The following is a 17,516-nucleotide window of genomic DNA, read 5'->3' as shown; positions in this document are numbered from 1 at the left end:
GCATACTTATGACGACACAGTATATCGATACCTTGAATCTAGCCCGTGCCCCTCAGGAAATGTCGGGTCAGGTGCTGGTGAAAGATTTGTCTCGTCTTGTGTCCGACTTGCCCGGTCAAGGCGATTTACGCATTGATTGGAGTGTTTCGGGTCGGGAGGATTCTGCCCGGCGTCGTTTTGTGCATGTGCAGGCCAAAGGTAGTGTCATTTTAGAATGCCAGCGTTGTGTGAAGCCTTTTGAGTGGCCCATCGATATTTCTAACGAAGTACAGATTGTGGCAAGCGAGGAAGAGCTGGAGCTGGATGATGACGATACGGAAGGTCCTGATCGCATCTTGTGTGAAGGCCAGTTGGATGTCCTGGGGCTGGTCGAGGATGAGCTGATTCTCAGCGTGCCTTATGTGCCGCGCCATGAGGTTTGTCCTGACGCTCAGTCGCTGTCCATGCAAGCCAAGTCAGACGATCTGGATGAATCCGCCTTTGAGCGGCCATCTCCGTTTGCTGCGCTGGGTTCGCTCAAGAAGTCTTGATTGTTTGTTACTAATTCGTTAATTTTTCGGGCTGCACCCATTTATTCGGGGTTGTCCATCTACAGGAGTCATCATGGCTGTTCAGCAGAATAAAAAGAGCCCGTCCCGGCGTAATATGCGTCGTTCGCACGACGCGCTTACTGGTCCTTCGACGGCTATCGAGCCTACGACTGGTGAATTGCACCTGCGTCACCACATCAGCCCCAACGGCATCTATCGTGGCCGTAAAGTGCTGAAAACAAAGAACGACGAGTAATACCTCTTAGTCGTTGCAAGCAACATAGGTTGCATGCTTGATGTCTAACAAAAAAATACGTATTGCCATCGATTGCATGGGCGGCGATATCGGTTTATCCGTCACTGTCCCTGCGGCGCTGCTTTTTGCCAAGCGCCATCCGGATGTGCACTGCTTATTGGTTGGCGAACCTTCGGCCATCGAGCAAACATTGCGTGCGCAAGGTAATGTCGATACTTCCTGGTACGACATTCTTCCCGCATCCGAAGTTGTCACCATGGCCGATTCGGTCGAGGTGGCCCTGCGCCGCAAAAAAGATTCCTCCATGCGAGTGGCTGCTCAGTCCGTCAAGGACGGGATGGCGGATGCCTGCATTTCTGCGGGCAATACCGGCGCCTGGATGGCAATTTCGCGCTACGTACTCAAAACGCTGGATGGGATTGATCGCCCAGCCATTGCCACGTCCATCCCAAACCAAAAGGGCGGGGCCACGATCATGCTGGACCTGGGTGCCAATGTGGATTGCTCCGCAGAACACCTGTTGCAGTTCGCCATTATGGGATCTGCCCTGGCCAGTATCGTGGATCGCCATGAGCGTCCCACCGTGGGCTTGCTCAATATTGGGGAAGAGGTCATCAAAGGCAACGAGGTCGTCAAAAAGGCGGCTGAACTGTTGCGCTCCAGCGGACTGAATTTTTACGGCAACGTAGAAGGTGACGATATCTGCAAAGGTACCGTCAACGTGGTCGTGTGTGACGGTTTCGTGGGCAATGTGGTCCTCAAGTCCATTGAGGGCCTGGCCAAGATGGTCGGCAGTATGCTGCGCGACGAATTTACCCGTGACCCCTTGAGCAAAGTGTCTGCTTTGCTGGCTCGTCCTGTCTTGAATCGTTTCCGCGACAGGGTGGATAATCGCCGTCATAACGGTGCGGCCCTTTTGGGTTTACGCGGTATTGTTATCAAGAGTCATGGTTCTGCCGATGCCTACGCTTTCGGTTATGCTTTGCAGCGGGCCCGCGGTGCGGTGCTCAATGGTCTGCTTAGCGGCACCAGCCAGGCAGTCGAGCGCATCATGCAAAGTGTGAGCTTGCATGAAGAGCAAAGCGGCGAACCTGATACACGCCATACTTCAGAGCCCTCGTCCTCATAAGAACGGGCTTGATCGGGAACATAAAATGACGATATTTGCCAAGATTATCGGTACAGGCGGCTACCTGCCTCCTCGGATTGTGTCTAACGATGATCTAGCGGTCGAGCTGGCTCAAAAGGGTATCGAAACCTCCGATCAGTGGATTGTCGAGCGTACCGGTATTCACCAGCGTCATCTTGCCGATCCCGGTGTCCGTACCAGCCATTTGGCAACACAGGCTGCGCGCCAGGCGCTGGAGGATGCAGGCGTTGCTGCTCAGGATCTGGATCTGATTGTGGTGGCTACGTCCACGCCTGATTACGTTTTCCCCAGCACGGCGTGTCTGGTGCAAGCCGAGCTGGGCAACAAGGGCGCTGCCGCGTACGACGTACAAGCGGTGTGCAGCGGCTTTGTCTATGCACTGACGACCGCCGATGCCATGATCAAGGCCGGCCGTGCGCGCAACGCGCTGGTCATCGGTGCCGAAGTGTTCTCCAGCATCCTGGACTGGAACGACCGTTCTACCTGCGTCCTGTTTGGCGACGGTGCGGGCGCTGTGGTTCTGCAAGCCAGTGATGAACCCGGTATTTTGGCCGCTCAGCTCAATGCAGATGGCAGTCAAATGGGTATTTTGTGTGCGGCAGGCAATGTCTCGCACGGACAGGTTGTGGGTGATCCCTTCCTGCGCATGGACGGTCAGGCTGTGTTCAAGCTGGCTGTTACTTCTCTGGCCGCTTCGGCCAATCAAGTCTGCGAACAGGCTGGCGTTTCCTTGTCTGATGTCAATTGGCTGGTTCCGCACCAGGCCAACGTTCGCATCATCAATTTTCTAGGTCGTAAGCTGGGTATCCCCTCCGAGAAGGTGGTTATCACGGTTGATCAACATGCCAACACCTCGGCAGCCAGTGTGCCTTTGGCCCTGAATGCCGCTCGCCGGGATGGTCGTATCCGCGCCGGTGATCTGGCGCTGTTGCAAGGCGTGGGTGGCGGCTTTACCTGGGGCTCGGTGCTGGTCCGTTGCTAAGTAGCGCGATCCGGATTACCGCCTCATCTCTTTGGGTTTTTCTACCATGAAAATTGCGTTTGTCTTTCCAGGACAAGGCTCGCAGTCCGTGGGCATGCTCGATGCCTGGGCCGAGTCTGCTGTCGTACAGCAAGCCATTGCACAAGCCAGCCAGGCGCTGGGTCAGGATCTGGCCCAGTTGATGGCACAAGGGCCTGCGCAGGCTCTGAACCTGACTACCAATACTCAGCCTGTCATGCTGGCTAGCGCCGTGGCCATGTATCAGGCCTGGATTCAGGCTGGTGGTCCGGTTCCTGCCGTGATGGCAGGCCATAGTCTGGGTGAATACTCGGCCCTGACTGCTGCCGGTGCTCTGAGCCTGGAACAAGCTGTTCCGTTGGTGCGCATCCGTGCCGATGCCATGCAAGCAGCCGTACCTGTGGGTGTGGGCACCATGGCTGCCGTGCTGGGTCTGGATGATGATCAAGTGCGCGATGTGTGTGCTCGTGCCTCCGAGGGGCAGCAGATTGTCCAGGCTGTTAACTACAATGCCCCTGCCCAGGTGGTGATCGCCGGAAATGTGGAAGCGGTAGATCGTGCATGTGCCCTGGCCAAAGAAGCCGGTGCCAAGCGCGCCTTGGTACTGCCTGTATCGGCTCCTTTCCACTCCAGTCTGCTGGAGCCGGCAGCCGCGGTCTTGGCCCAGGCCCTGACCTCGGTGCAAGTGCAAACGCCCGCTATTTCCGTGATCAATAACGTGGACGTAGCCGCGCCCACCGATCCCGAACAGATTAAAGATGCACTGGTCCGTCAGGCCTGGCATCCCGTGCGCTGGGTTGAGACCATCCAGGCCATGAAGGCCCAAGGAGTCACCCACGTGGTCGAGTGTGGTCCAGGCAAAGTGCTGACGGGTCTGGTCAAGCGTATTGATCGTGATCTGGTCGCCTTGTCGATCAGCGACCCTGCGTCTTTGCAGGCCACTTTGGAAGCCCTGGAGGGAGCGTAAATGCAAGAATTGGATCTAAGCGGCAAGACCGCCCTGGTAACCGGCGCATCGCGCGGCATTGGTCAGGCGATTGCCAAAGAGTTGATGGCACGTGGCGCCAAGGTGATTGGTACCGCTACTTCCGAGTCCGGCGCGCAGGCGATTTCCGCCGTGCTGGATCAGAACGGTAGCTACGGCCATGTACTGAACGTGGACGACCCGGCTGCTTGCGAAGCGTTGATTTCGGCCTTGAGCAAAGAAGACGGCGGCCCGCACATTCTGGTCAATAATGCCGGTATTACGCGTGACAACCTGGCCATGCGCTTGAAAGATGAAGACTGGGATGCGGTTATCCAGACCAATCTAAGTGCCGTGTTTCGCTTGTCGCGTGCCGTTATCCGCCCCATGATGAAAGCCCGTTGGGGTCGTATCATCAGCATCACCTCGGTGGTGGGGGAGAGCGGCAACCCTGGTCAAGCCAACTATGCCGCTGCCAAAGCGGGTGTGGCTGGCATGAGCCGCGCCTTGGCGCGTGAGCTCGGTAGCCGTAACATTACCGTTAATTGTGTTGCTCCGGGCTTTATTGATACGGACATGACACGCTCTTTGACCCCTGAGCAGTCGGCGGCAATTTTGTCGCAAATTCCCCTGGGACGACTGGGTGCAGCCGAAGATATCGCCAACGCGGTAGCCTTTCTGGCCGGGTCGCAAGCGCAATATATTACGGGCAGCACCATCCATGTGAATGGTGGTATGCACATGTAAGGCTTGGCATCGCGCCCGGCTGAGGTAAAATTGCGGGATTATTTGGGGCCTATTGCTTGAGCCGGCGTTGTACGAATAACGTTGGGCCTCATACAAGAACGCCGTTTTTTGTCATAGCTCATCCCTCTTCGCAGTATGGATTGGCTATAATTTGCGGGAATTTTTCCCAACTTGGAGAATCTGCATGGAAAGCATCGAACAGCGCGTCAAGAAGATCGTCGCTGAACAACTTGGCGTTAACGAAGCCGAGATCAAAAACGAATCTTCTTTTCTCGACGACCTCGGTGCCGACTCGCTCGACATGGTCGAGCTCGTGATGGCGCTCGAAGACGAATTCGAAACCGAAATACCAGACGAAGAAGCTGAGAAAATCACGACGGTCCAGCAAGCTGTGGACTACATCAATTCTCACAGCAAGCAGTAAGTTCAATTAAGAGAGTGGGCGGCATTGTGCGCGCCCTCGCTCCAGAGCGGTTTCCAGAGAGTAGCTTGTGCCCGGCGGCTTTAGCTTGCAAGACGCAGTTATTCCCTTTAAACCGCTTTTTTTGTGTTTAGGAGTCATCCGTGAAACGACGTGTCGTGATTACCGGGCTGGGTATTGTTTCCCCGGTCGGCAACGATATTCCTACCGCGTGGGATAACATCGTCAATGGGCGTTCGGGCATCGGGCGTATTACCCGTTTCGATCCTTCGGCCCTGAGCGCCCAGATAGCGGGTGAGGTCAAGGATTTTGATTTAGCACCATACATTTCGTCCAAAGAAGCCAAGCAGATGGATACCTTTATCCATTATGGTGTGGTGGCAGGTATGCAAGCCTGGCAGGATTGCGGTCTGGACATCAACAGCATCGATGCTGAGCGTGTGGGCGTTATCGTAGGTTCGGGGATTGGTGGTTTGCCCCGCATTGAAGAAACCCAAAAAGATTATCTGGAACGGGGGCCACGCCGGATTTCCCCGTTCTTTGTGCCCGGTTCCCTGGTCAACTTGGTCTCAGGTCAACTGTCCATCGGCCTGGGCCTGAAAGGTCCAAGCTACGCAGTTGTGTCGGCATGTACAACTGGTTTGCATTCCATTGGTGATGCTGCTCGTCTGATCGAGTATGGCGACGCTGATGTGATGATTGCCGGCGGTGCTGAATCCACCGTGTCCCCTCTGGGCATTGGCGGTTTTGCGGCCATGCGGGCTTTATCCACGCGTAACGACGATCCTGAAACGGCATCGCGTCCCTGGGATATGGATCGTGACGGCTTCGTACTGGGTGAGGGCGCTGGTGTACTGGTGCTGGAAGAGTACGAACACGCCAAAAAACGTGGCGCACGCATTTATGGCGAGTTCGCCGGTTATGGTATGAGCTCTGACGCTCACCACATCACGTCGCCCGACCGTGACGGTCCGCGTCGTGGCGTGATGAATGCCTTGCGCAACGGTGGCATCAACCCCGACGAAGTTCAGTACGTCAACGCCCACGGTACGTCCACGCCGCTGGGCGACGTGAACGAGTCCGAAGCATTGAAACTGGCTTTTGGTGATCACGCTTACAAGCTGGTGGTCAATTCCACCAAGTCCATGACGGGGCACCTGCTGGGGGCTGCCGGTGGTATTGAAGCGGTGTTCACCACCTTGGCGGTGTATAACCAGATCTCGCCTCCAACGATCAATATTTTCAATCAGGATCCTGCTTGTGACCTGGATTACTGCGCTAACCAGGCGCGTGATATGAAGATTGACGTGGCCTTGTCCAATTCCTTCGGGTTTGGCGGCACGAACGGTTCGATGGTGGTTCGTCGTCTTCGCTAAGCTAGACTGCCCCACTCTTGACGCCCAGTCCTGGTCGATCGGAGCTCCGGCTCCGGTGCGCCGACTGGGCGTTGTTGTCTGTGCCTTGCTTGCGTCAGGCCTGGCCTGGACGATGTATAGCTGGCAATGGCCCTGGGCTGTTTGTCTATTCACAGGTGCTTTGTGGGCTAATTTTTTGTATGCTCGCAGTCGTCGGGTATGGGGTGAGCGCGCTACACTAGCGCATCGGGCAGGACTATACTTCTTGCAGTGCGAGGGTGCAGCAAAGGCGTCCGTGCAAATAGAGCAGATCTGGCGGTGCGCTTGGTTCATGACCTTGCGCGTGCGTTTTGATTCCGCCGGTATGACTTGCCGTACGATCACTGTATGGCGCCGTACTCAGCCGTCGCAGGCCTGGTGGGCCTTGTGTCTATGTGCTAACCGGCTGTCCCATCAGGTCCGTGCTCAGAATAAGGATTCTTAATGAGTGAACGCGATACCGATGCCGAACTAGTTGCACGTGTTCAGCGTGGGGATAAGCGAGCCTTTGATCTGCTGGTACTGAAGTACCAGCGCAAAATCATGCGTCTGCTCAGCCGTATGGTACGTGACCCGTCTGAAGTTGAGGACGTGGCTCAGGAAACCTTCATCAAAGCGTACCGAGCTCTTCCCCAGTTCCGGGGCGAGAGTGCTTTTTACACCTGGCTGTACCGCATTGCGATCAATACGGCCCGTAATTGGCAGGCCTCGGCCGCACGACGTCCCAATACCTTGCAGAACGTCGAAACTGAAGAAGGTGAAACTTTTGACCGAATCGACAACCTAAGCGATATAAGCACGCCGGAATCCATGATGGTCAGCCGCCAGATTGCTGAAACAGTAAATACAGCAATACAGGCGCTGCCCGAAGAGTTGCGGACGGCTATCGTGCTACGTGAAATAGAAGGTATGAGCTACGAAGACATTGCTCAGACCATGGACTGCCCTATAGGAACTGTACGCTCACGCATCTTTCGAGCCCGCGATGCCATTGCCGCGCAATTGCGTCCCATACTCGATGGTGAAGATAGTGAACGACGGTGGTAAGGATTGATGATGCAAGCCCTGAAATCCCATTCCGATGAAGATCAACTCAATGCCTGGGAGGCCGCCGTGTCTTCCTGGGTGGATGGTGAGGCTGAAATACGGCCCGAGGAACTGGACTCCCCTTATGGGCGTCAAGTCTGGGATACCTATCACTTGATTGGTGACGTCATGCGTACCGACGCACTGGCTATCCGAACGTCGGATCGTTTTTATGCACGTCTGTCCAAGGCGATCGATGAAGAGCCTACTGTGCTTGCCCCAAGCGCCATGAAGCGCCCTTTGGTGCAACGCTACGGGGTTGGCGGCCTGGCCGTGGTGGCTGCGGTAGCGGCAGCCTTGTGGGTGGGATTGCCCTACATGGGCGTGAACTCCGTGCCGGGTACCTTGGTGGCCAGTGCTCAGGACGAGCAGCTCTGGAATGATTACGCGGATTTACATCGCGACTTTGTGGGTACTGGCCCAGTACGCCATGTTTCCTTTGAAAGCGGAGCTCTGGGTCAATGAGGTCTGTACGTATGCCGTCGCAGGTGGGCTTGGCGCGTTTCTATAAGGGTTTGCTTGCCTTTTCGCTGGTGGTGCTGTGTACACCTGTGCTAGCCCAGGGAACTGACGGGCTTGAGCCTCTGGATCTGCCCTGGTTGCAAAAAGTTCACAAAGCGGCGCGCGACCTGGATTACTCCGGGGTCATTATTTACACCCAGGATCAGGCCAGCCAGTCCATGAAACTGGTCCACATTATTGACGGCACCGGCGAGCGCGAGCGTCTGGAAATTCTGGATGGCGAACCACGGGAGTTTCTGCGCCAAAACGAAGTCACCCAATGCCTGATTCCCGAAAAGAAAATGGTGGTGATCGAACGTCGTGAAAACGAGCGATTTCCCAGTTTTCTGGTCGGTGATGTCAGTCAATTACCCAATTTTTACGATATGCGTCGTTTGCCATCGCGTGAGCGTGTGGCTGGCCGCCCCTGCGATCTGATTGAATTGGTCCCCAAAGATGATCAGCGTTATGGCTACCGAGTGTGTGCTGATACCGAGCATCATTTGCTGTTGAAAATGCAGACTTTGGACCCACAACAAGCGGTAGTGGACCAGATTGCTTTTGCATCAGTCGCTTTGGGAGAGCAGGTGGATTTGCAACAATTGCGTAGCAGTTGGAACCCCAGCAAGTGGGATGTGGTTGAGCCCGAAGTGCAGAAAATTGATGTAAGCGAGTTGGGGTGGCATTTGGCCATGCCAGCTGGTTTTACCTTGCGCTCCGAAATGCTTCGGCCCATGCGGGCCGGTCGTCAGGTAACGCATCTGATGATGTCCGATGGTCTGGCCGCTATCTCCGTGTTTTTGGAAAAAGTAGGGGCTCCCGAAGCCGAAGAAAATAGCTTGGGTGCCTTTCACCGCGGCTCCATGAATATGTACCGCAGTCGCATCAACGATTATGTTTTAACCAGTACGGGGGCTGTTCCTGTACAGACTCTGCGCGCTTTGCTTGAAGGCACACAGTTCACCCCACCATCCCGGACACATTGACTATCGTCCACCAGGAGTATTTGAATGGAAAAATCGAGTCATAAAATGCGTATTCCTGTTCTCTCGGCTTTGACGGCTGCCGTGGTATTGGCAACGGGTGCGTCTATGGCCTATGCGCAGGCTCAGCCTGTCACGACCAGCGAGCAGGTTCAAAGCACGACCTTGGGTCTGCCCGATTTTACGGGGGTTGTGGCCAAGACCGAAGATGGGGTGGTCAATATTCGCACCACAGAGGCGGTGCGAGTACGCTCACCTGCCATGGGCCCTGGCTCGGACCCTTACGATATGTTCCGTTGGTTTTTTGGCCCCGATTTCATGCCGCCAGGCATGGCGCCCCAACGGCCGCACGGAGGTAATAACGGGCAGCAGCCTCAGGAGCGCACCGTTCCGCGTGGCGTGGGCTCGGGCTTTATTATCTCGGCCGACGGCTACATCCTGACCAATAATCATGTGGTGGCCGACTCCAACGGCATTTTCGTCACCCTGAGCAATGGCAAGGAATATCCAGCCAAGATCATCGGTACAGACGAACGCACTGACGTGGCGCTGATCAAGATTGAAGCCAAAGACCTGAAGCCTATGGTCATTGGGGACTCCAAGACACTCAAAAAAGGGCAGTGGGTTCTGGCGATTGGTTCGCCGTTCGGCTTGGAGTCCACCGTGACCTCCGGGATCGTCAGTGCCATCAACCGTGAAACCGGCGACTACCTGCCTTTCATTCAGACTGACGTGGCGGTAAACCCCGGTAACTCTGGCGGCCCCTTGATCAATTTGAATGGCGAAGTGGTGGGCGTGAACTCCCAGATCATTTCGCGCAGTGGTGGTTTCATGGGTATTTCCCTGGCCATTCCTATCGATGAAGCCATGAATGTCGTCGAGCAGCTCAAGTCTGACGGCAAGGTGACTCGTGGCCGTATTGGTGTGCAGATCACCCCGGTGGCCGATGATGTGGCGACAGCATTGGGTTTGAAAGACAGCAAGGGTGCCTTGGTCAGTAGCGTGGAAGAGGGTGGTCCTGCTGCCAAGGCCGGTATTCAGTCCGGTGACGTGATCCTGAAGTTCAACGGTCGCAGCATTGATCAAATGACAGACCTGCCTCGTATTGTGGGTGGCACCAAACCAGGTCAAAGCTCCACGTTGGAAATCTGGCGCAAGGGCAAGTTGCAGACCATCAAGATTGATGTCGAAGAAATGCCTTCCAGCAGCCCCAGTGCCGCCAGCAAGAGTCAGAAGGATGCGCCTGCTGCCAGCACGGCAGATGCCTTCGGCTTGAAAGTGACGGCTGTTTCTGAGGCTGATTTGAAGCGTTTGGGTGTCGAGAGTGCTGTTCAGGTTGTGGATGCGACCGCTCCTGCCAGCGAGGCTGGCCTGCAGCCCGGTGATCTTATTTTGCGTGTCAACGATAAAGACGTAGGAACCCCGGATCAATACGCTAAAATGGTGGCATCCTTGGATAAATCCAAAGCGGCGGCCTTGCTGGTTTTACGTGCAGGCCAGTCGCAATGGGTTTTGATTACGCCATCGAAATAAAAATTCTGTAAAACGGCTAAAATGGTAGCCATTGATGAACTCCGGCCAGGGGCCGGAGTTTTTTCGCCACTATTTGCGGGGGCAGTTTGCCCCGAATAGATTATGGTTCCACGTGCGCCCGTCTGTCAGGACGGGTCTTGCGTTTTCGGCGCGTGGACTGAAAAGGGGCGTCATGGGCGCCCCTTTCTTGTGCCGTCTCTCTGGCGTTACGCCTCAACATTTTCTTTGCTTATTAACGGGTTTATGGATCACATCCGCAATTTCTCTATCATTGCCCACATCGATCATGGCAAATCGACCTTGGCTGACCGCCTGATCCAACGCTGTGGTGGCCTGGCCGACCGCGAGATGTCGACCCAGGTTCTGGATTCGATGGACATCGAGAAAGAGCGTGGCATTACGATTAAGGCCCAGACCGCTGCTTTGCACTACAAGGCTCAGGATGGCAAGGTATACAACCTGAACCTGATCGATACCCCCGGCCACGTTGACTTCTCCTACGAGGTCAGCCGTTCTTTGTCCGCGTGTGAAGGTGCCTTGCTGGTTGTCGATGCCTCCCAAGGTGTGGAAGCGCAAACGGTGGCCAACTGCTACACCGCTTTGGACCAAGGCGTGGAAGTGATTCCCGTGCTCAATAAAATGGATTTGCCGTCGGCTGATCCGGATTCGGCTCGCCAGGAAGTGGAAGACGTTATCGGTATTGATGCCAGTGATGCGATTGCAGCCAGTGCCAAAACGGGTCTGGGTATCGACGAGATCCTGGAAACCATCGTGGCCCGTGTTCCCCCGCCAGTGGGTGATCCTACCGCTCCATTGCAAGCTCTGATTATCGACTCCTGGTTTGATAACTACGTGGGCGTGGTTATGCTGGTGCGCATCGTCAATGGTGTGCTCAAGCCCAAGGAAAAAATTCTGCTGATGGCCACCCGCGCCACGCACCTGGTCGAGCATATTGGTGTGTTCACCCCCAAATCGCAAAACCGTCCTCATTTGTCTGCGGGCGAGGTGGGTTTCATTATTGCCGGCATTAAAGAGCTGGAACACGCCAAGGTGGGTGACACCATCACTCTGGCTGGCAAACCGGCTGAAAAAGCCTTGCCCGGCTTTAAGGAAGTGAAACCCCAGGTGTTTGCCGGTTTGTACCCGGTGGAAAGCAGCGAGTACGACCAGTTGCGCGACTCTCTGGAAAAGCTCAAGCTGAACGATTCCTCCCTGATGTTCGAGCCCGAAGTGTCTCAGGCGCTGGGTTTTGGTTTCCGTTGCGGCTTTCTGGGCCTGCTTCACATGGAAATCGTCCAGGAACGTCTGGAGCGTGAATTTGACATGGACATCATCACCACCGCGCCGTCGGTGGTGTACGAGGTCGAGCGTCGTGATGGTGAGGTGCTGATGATTGAAAGCCCCTCCCGCATGCCGGAAGTGGCTCATATCGAAGATGTACGAGAGCCTATTGTTGTGGTTTCGCTGCTAATGCCGCAGGAATACGTGGGCCCGGTCATGACCCTGTGTACAGTCAAACGTGGTTTGCAGTTAAATATGACCTATCATGGCCGTCAGGTGAATCTGGTCTATGAAATGCCCCTGGCCGAGATCGTGCTGGATTTCTTTGATCGGCTCAAGTCGGTATCGCGTGGCTACGCTTCCATGGACTACGAGTTCAAGGAATACCGTTCAGCCGATGTGGTCAAGGTGGATATCCTGATCAACGGCGACCGCGTTGATGCTCTGTCCATGATTGTGCACCGTAGCAATGCCCGTTATCGTGGGCGCGAGGTGGTTGCCAAGATGCGTTCCTTGATCCCGCGCCAGATGTTTGATATTGCGATTCAGGCCGCTATTGGTGCCGAAGTCATTGCTCGCGAGAACGTCAAGGCACTGCGTAAAAACGTGCTGGCCAAGTGTTACGGTGGTGACATCTCTCGCAAGAAGAAGCTGCTTGAGAAGCAAAAAGCCGGTAAGAAGCGGATGAAGCAAGTTGGGAACGTCGAAATTCCGCAGGAAGCCTTTTTGGCAATTTTGCAGGTCGAAGATAAGTAATGCTCTGGTCGGCGGCCCAAGCCGACCACAGCCAGGACTGCGTTAATTTCTTTAAAGGAAACCGATGAGCTGGGATTTCGCTCTGATTTTGTTTGTACTGCTAATACTGACCGGCGTAATCTGGTGTTTGGATCGATTCTCCCTGCGCTCGCGCCGTTTGGCGCGTGCACAGGCCGCGATGCAGGCAGTACCGGAAACGGCGGCTCAAGACCCCGAGCATTTGCAGCAACTGCGCCAGGAAGCGTATGACCAGGCCAACCGCATGCCCTGGTGGATTGAGTATGGCGTCAGTTTTTTCCCAGTCATTTTGTTTGTGTTCGTCTTGCGCTCGTTCATCATCGAACCATTTCGCATTCCGTCGGGCTCCATGCTGCCGACGCTGAAAAATGGCGACCTGATTCTGGTGAACAAATACGAGTACGGTATTCGTTTGCCTGTTAGCGGCACCAAGATTGTGCCTTTGGGCCACCCTGAGCGTGGTGATGTAATTGTGTTTCGTTACCCCGTGGATACGTCCGTGGACTATATCAAGCGTGTAGTCGGTATGCCCGGTGACCGTGTGGAGTACCGGGACAAGGTGCTGTCCGTAAACGGTCAAGTCATCACCCAAGTGCGTAGTGGCGACTACTACGAACCGGATCGCTCCGCTTACATTGGACGGTATCTGGAAGAGCTGGGCAAAGTGCAGCACAACATCTTGCTGAATAAAACTGCGCCTCAGGGTTTGATGCCCATCGTGGCCTTCCCTCATCGTGACTCTTGTGAGTATTTCTCCAATGGCATCTCGTGCGTGGTGCCTGAAGGTAATTACTTCGTCATGGGAGATAATCGCGACAATAGTCTGGACAGTCGTTATTGGGGCTTTGTGCCCGATGAGAATATCGTGGGACGCGCCTTCTTTATCTGGATGAATTTCCGCGAACTTAGCCGTATAGGTCGCTTCCATTAATGAAACGTCTTGCTCTGCTCGAAGCCGCTATTGGCTACTCTTTCAAAGACACAGGCCTGCTCCAGCAGGCCTTGACCCATCGTAGCCACAGTGCTCGTCATAACGAGCGGCTGGAGTTCCTGGGTGATTCGGTCCTGAATTTCACGGTTGCGGCTTTGCTGTTTGACCGTTTTCAGCGCATTGATGAAGGCGATTTGTCGCGCCTGCGAGCGAATCTGGTCAAACAGGCCGCTCTGGCCGAAATTGCAACCCGCCTGGGTTTGTCGGATTATTTGCGTCTGGGAGAAGGGGAACTGAAAAGCGGTGGTTTCCGTCGCCCGTCCATTCTGGCGGATGCGCTGGAAGCGATTTTTGGCGCCGTTTTCCTGGACGCGGGCTTCACACAAGCTCAAACCGTCATCACCCAGTTGTACGAACCCATGTTGGTGGATGTGGACCCCAAGACGCTGGGGAAAGATCCCAAAACCTTGTTGCAGGAGCTGTTGCAAGGGCGCAAGCTGGATTTGCCGGTGTATACCGTGGTGGCCACGCATGGCGCAGCCCACGATCAGCTCTTCGATATTGAATGCACGATCGCCAAGCTCAACATCCATGTCCGTGCCAGTGGCAGCAGTCGTCGCACGGCTGAGCAAGCCGCCGCAACGCAGGCCATTGCTATTTTAGAAGCTGAATTTCCGGCCAAGACGACGCGCGCCAGTCGCCATCGTCGCCCCTCACAATTGACACTGCCCGTGGCCGTGTCGCAGGAAACAGAATGACAGAGACCCCTTTTCGCTGCGGCTTCGTGGCTATTGTCGGACGACCGAACGTTGGCAAGTCCACATTGGCCAACGCTCTGATCGGCAGCAAGATTTCGATCGTGTCGCGCAAGGCGCAGACCACGCGTCACCGCATCAACAGCGTGTTGACGCGCGACCACGATCAAATGGTGTTTGTGGATACTCCCGGCTTTCAGACCAAGCACGGCGGGGCCATGAACCGCATGATGAATCGTGTTGTTACCCAGGCGCTGGCCGATGTGGACGTGGTGGTGCACGTGGTCGAGGCCGGCAAGTGGTCCGCTTCGGATGCCGAGCTGCTGCCCATGCTGCCTAAAGGCGGCAAAACCATTCTGGTCATCAACAAGGTTGACGCACTCAAGAGCAAGAATGACTTGCTGCCTTATATCGCCCGTTTGTCCCAGGAGTTCGAGTACGGGGCTGTCATTCCAATCAGTGCTGTCAAGCGCCTGCAACTGGACCCCTTGCTGGACGAGATTGCGTCGCGTCTGCCTGAAGGCGAGGCCATGTTCGATGCGGACACCATTACCGACCGCTCGGTGCGCTTCATTACCTCGGAGCTGCTGCGCGAGAAGATCTTCCGGCTGGTAGGTGATGAACTGCCTTACGGTTGTACCGTGGTCATCGAGCAGTGGGATGAAAACGAGCAGGGCGCGCGTATTTCGGCCTGTGTGGTCGTAGAGCGTGAAAGCCACCGTCCAATTCTGTTGGGCGCGGGTGGCATGCACATGAAGCGCATTGCGACTGAGGCTCGCCAAGATATTGCCAAGCTGATCGACAAGCCTGTGTTCCTGGATGTGTACATCAAGGTACGCAAGGGCTGGTCCGATCGTGAAGCGGTCCTGCGCGACCTGGGGTATGAGTAATCCCCGTCATCGCTTTCAGGACGAAGCGGGCTACATACTGCATACCAGTGCCTGGCGTGAAACGTCTCTGATCTGTCATGCCTTTACGCGTAACCATGGGCTGGTGCCGCTGGTCGCGAAAGGCGCCAAAAGGCCGCATTCTATTTTGCGGCCTGCTTTGTCTGTGTTTCAGCCTTTATTACTGGCCTGGTCAGGCAAGAATGAAGTCAAAACACTGACGCGGGCCGATTGTGCCGGGATTCGCCCCTTGAAAGGTCGGGCTTTGATGTCGGCCTGGTACATGAACGAATTATTGATTCGTTTACTGCCGCGTGAAGACCCACACCCTGTTTTGTTTGATGCCTACGAAGAGGCCTTGGTACATTTGGCACAGATTCCTCGTCCACCCGTAGCCGGGGCTTTGCGGCGCTTTGAGTGGGTGTTGCTGACCGAAACAGGTTATGGTTTTGACGAGGCCACACCTGATTTCAACGATCCTGTCGGTGAGCCGGAGTTGCGCATACGCTTGCGTGAACGGCTGAACAGCCTGCTGGGCCGCCCCTTGCATACCCGCTCCGTTCTTATGCAACTGCAACGCTATTGATATGGCCGTCTCTCTTCCTTCCGTGCTGGTCCTGGATACCTGCGTCCTGATCTCCAACGTTCTGCGCCGCTTGCTCCTGGCCCTGGCTGACGAGCAGTTGTTCAAGCCTGTCTGGAGCCCCGTCATTGGGGATGAATGGCGGCGTAATGCGGGCAGGTTGTGGAAGGTCATGCCGACCTCTATCGAGGAGCAGTGGGAAGAGCTGCAGCAGCGTTACCCCGAAGCTGATTTAGGTGATAGCAGCGAGTTCAAGAAGAATTTGCGCTATTCCGATGCCAAGGATTGGCATGTAATCGCCACTGCCCGTTTGGCGCAGCAGCGTTACCCTGAGCAGCCGGTTGGTATTCTGACCCGTAATCTGAAAGACTTTAATCGTTCTGAGATGCGACGATTGGGGATCAGCCTGTGGGAGCCGGATCAGCTTTTAGCCTTGTATATGGTCGCGCATCCGGACTTGATGCAGCGTTTGCTGGATAGTTTGCCTGCTTTGATGCTGACGCCCGAAGCGCAGGCACTGGATACGCATACCTTGTTAAAGCGTGATCGTCTGTTCAGTGTGGGGCAGGCTTATTTGCGGCGTCAGAAAATGGACGAGGCGCACTCATGAAGCAAGGTGTTTTGCTGTCGGTTCTGGCCTCAGCGTTATTCGCTTGCCTGTACTACTACGCCACCGTCTTGCACCCGCTCAGTGGTGAGCAGATTTTTGCCTGGCGCATTGTGCTGGGCTTGCCTGCCTTGGCTTTGGTGATTACCCGCGCACGCCGCTGGCGGGAAGTGCGTTGGGTTCTGCGCCATTGGCCCGGTAACTGGCGTTATTTTGCGCTGCTTTTGCTGGCGGCTGTGTTGGTCGGGGTGCAGCTTTGGATTTTTGTGTGGGCTCCTTTGCATCAGATGGCGCTGGACGTGTCCCTGGGGTACTTTCTGCTGCCGTTGGTGATGGTGCTGGTAGGACGGGTCATCTACAAAGACAGATTGAGTACTATCCAGTGGATGGCGGTTGTGCTTGCTGGCTTAGGCGTGCTGCACGAGCTGTTCCGCGTAGGGAGTGTGTCCTGGGCGACAGCAGTGGTGGTCCTAGGCTATCCGCCTTATTTCATGTTGCGCCGTTACCTGCGTCTGGGGTCGCTGGCTTCACTCTGGTTTGATCTGAGTTTCTTGTTCCTGCCTGCTTGCTGGCTGCTTTTTGTTCAAGATGCGCAAATGTGGGGTTTGTTTGCGGGGGAGCCGCGTCTGTTCTGGCAAGTGCCTGCCCTGGGCCTGATCAGCTCGGTTGCGCTGGTCAGCTATCTATCTGCCAGCCGTCAGTTGCCTTTGGCTTTGTTTGGCATCCTGGGCTATGTGGAGCCAGTGCTCTTGTTCTGGGTGGCGTATTTGCTGCTGGATGAACCCATGAGTCCCAGTCAGTGGTGGACGTATATTCCGATCTGGATTGCCATCGGTTTGATGGCGTTGGAAGGGCTCATCAAGATGTGGCGGCCCGGGCCGCCTGTACCGCCTCCCAAGGCGTGAATCCTGCTTGCCTGGCACTTTGCCAGTGCACGAGGCCACCTGCGTCGATCAAGACGTTTTGAGGGCTTCTTTTGAGTGTGGCGGACTCTTAAAAAAACGACTCCTGTCATAACCCCCGAAGAACTCGGATTGCTATCCGGTTTTCAAAGGGAAGTTCATATCGGGAGTCGTTTTTTGACTATGGAAATCTTCTTGGGGAGATCGTCCGGGAGGCACCGGATCTTGTCC

The 17,516-nt window shown here is 55.4% G+C and carries 19 protein-coding genes; all 19 read left to right on the top strand.

What is annotated here, in order from left to right:
• Positions 1–8: 8 nt before the first annotated feature.
• Positions 9–530, top strand: a complete 522-nt coding sequence (locus tag ACDI13_RS02890; RefSeq protein WP_316988514.1) for a DUF177 domain-containing protein — start codon at positions 9–11, stop codon at positions 528–530.
• 73 nt (positions 531–603) lie between these two features.
• Complete coding sequence (gene rpmF, locus ACDI13_RS02885) at positions 604–786, top strand: 50S ribosomal protein L32 (RefSeq protein ID WP_003800968.1); 183 nt, start codon at positions 604–606, stop codon at positions 784–786.
• Positions 787–826: 40 nt separating this feature from the next.
• Complete coding sequence (gene plsX, locus ACDI13_RS02880; protein WP_316988513.1) at positions 827–1,915, top strand: phosphate acyltransferase PlsX; 1,089 nt, start codon at positions 827–829, stop codon at positions 1,913–1,915.
• A 25-nt stretch (positions 1,916–1,940) separates the two neighbouring features.
• Complete coding sequence (locus ACDI13_RS02875) at positions 1,941–2,918, top strand: beta-ketoacyl-ACP synthase III (protein ID WP_316988512.1); 978 nt, start codon at positions 1,941–1,943, stop codon at positions 2,916–2,918.
• Between the two features lie 46 nt (positions 2,919–2,964).
• A complete protein-coding gene (gene fabD, locus ACDI13_RS02870) occupies positions 2,965–3,903 on the top strand; it encodes an ACP S-malonyltransferase (protein WP_316988511.1) in 939 nt (312 codons plus the stop codon).
• Positions 3,904–4,647: a 3-oxoacyl-ACP reductase FabG gene (fabG, locus tag ACDI13_RS02865; protein WP_042482415.1), complete on the top strand. Its 744-nt coding sequence runs from the start codon at positions 3,904–3,906 to the stop codon at positions 4,645–4,647.
• 184 nt (positions 4,648–4,831) lie between these two features.
• Entirely contained in the window at positions 4,832–5,071 is a 240-nt protein-coding gene (acpP, locus tag ACDI13_RS02860; protein ID WP_003800961.1) for an acyl carrier protein, read from the top strand.
• Positions 5,072–5,211: 140 nt separating this feature from the next.
• Positions 5,212–6,444, top strand: a complete 1,233-nt coding sequence (gene fabF / locus ACDI13_RS02855; protein WP_372372672.1) for a beta-ketoacyl-ACP synthase II — start codon at positions 5,212–5,214, stop codon at positions 6,442–6,444.
• A gap of 462 nt (positions 6,445–6,906) precedes the next feature.
• Complete coding sequence (gene rpoE, locus ACDI13_RS02850) at positions 6,907–7,509, top strand: RNA polymerase sigma factor RpoE (protein ID WP_009456579.1); 603 nt, start codon at positions 6,907–6,909, stop codon at positions 7,507–7,509.
• A gap of 9 nt (positions 7,510–7,518) precedes the next feature.
• Positions 7,519–8,013, top strand: a complete 495-nt coding sequence (locus ACDI13_RS02845) for a sigma-E factor negative regulatory protein (RefSeq protein ID WP_316988509.1) — start codon at positions 7,519–7,521, stop codon at positions 8,011–8,013.
• Complete coding sequence (locus ACDI13_RS02840) at positions 8,010–9,035, top strand: MucB/RseB C-terminal domain-containing protein (RefSeq protein ID WP_316988508.1); 1,026 nt, start codon at positions 8,010–8,012, stop codon at positions 9,033–9,035. Before ACDI13_RS02845 ends, ACDI13_RS02840 begins: the two co-directional genes overlap by 4 nt.
• A gap of 24 nt (positions 9,036–9,059) precedes the next feature.
• Complete coding sequence (locus ACDI13_RS02835) at positions 9,060–10,565, top strand: DegQ family serine endoprotease (RefSeq protein WP_316988507.1); 1,506 nt, start codon at positions 9,060–9,062, stop codon at positions 10,563–10,565.
• Positions 10,566–10,808: 243 nt separating this feature from the next.
• Positions 10,809–12,602, top strand: a complete 1,794-nt coding sequence (gene lepA, locus ACDI13_RS02830) for a translation elongation factor 4 (protein ID WP_316988506.1) — start codon at positions 10,809–10,811, stop codon at positions 12,600–12,602.
• Between the two features lie 64 nt (positions 12,603–12,666).
• On the top strand, positions 12,667–13,551 hold the full coding sequence (gene lepB / locus ACDI13_RS02825) for a signal peptidase I (protein ID WP_316988505.1): 885 nt from the start codon (positions 12,667–12,669) through the stop codon (positions 13,549–13,551).
• Positions 13,551–14,309, top strand: coding sequence for a ribonuclease III (rnc, locus tag ACDI13_RS02820; RefSeq protein ID WP_316988504.1), 759 nt, complete (start codon positions 13,551–13,553; stop codon positions 14,307–14,309). Before lepB ends, rnc begins: the two co-directional genes overlap by 1 nt.
• A complete protein-coding gene (era, locus tag ACDI13_RS02815; protein WP_316988503.1) occupies positions 14,306–15,196 on the top strand; it encodes a GTPase Era in 891 nt (296 codons plus the stop codon). The genes rnc and era overlap by 4 nt, the downstream gene beginning before the upstream one ends.
• Complete coding sequence (recO, locus tag ACDI13_RS02810; RefSeq protein WP_316988502.1) at positions 15,189–15,779, top strand: DNA repair protein RecO; 591 nt, start codon at positions 15,189–15,191, stop codon at positions 15,777–15,779. The genes era and recO overlap by 8 nt, the downstream gene beginning before the upstream one ends.
• Position 15,780: 1 nt before the next feature.
• Positions 15,781–16,386, top strand: coding sequence for a PIN domain-containing protein (locus tag ACDI13_RS02805; RefSeq protein ID WP_316988501.1), 606 nt, complete (start codon positions 15,781–15,783; stop codon positions 16,384–16,386).
• A complete protein-coding gene (gene rarD, locus ACDI13_RS02800; RefSeq protein ID WP_316988500.1) occupies positions 16,383–17,288 on the top strand; it encodes an EamA family transporter RarD in 906 nt (301 codons plus the stop codon). Before ACDI13_RS02805 ends, rarD begins: the two co-directional genes overlap by 4 nt.
• Positions 17,289–17,516 lie beyond the last annotated feature (228 nt).

This window comes from Alcaligenes faecalis, from assembly GCF_041521385.1.
GTDB classification, from domain to species: Bacteria; Pseudomonadota; Gammaproteobacteria; order Burkholderiales; family Burkholderiaceae_B; genus Alcaligenes; species Alcaligenes faecalis_E.
Note: the sequence above shows the minus strand (reverse complement) of the source record. Positions and strands in the feature narration are given on the sequence as shown.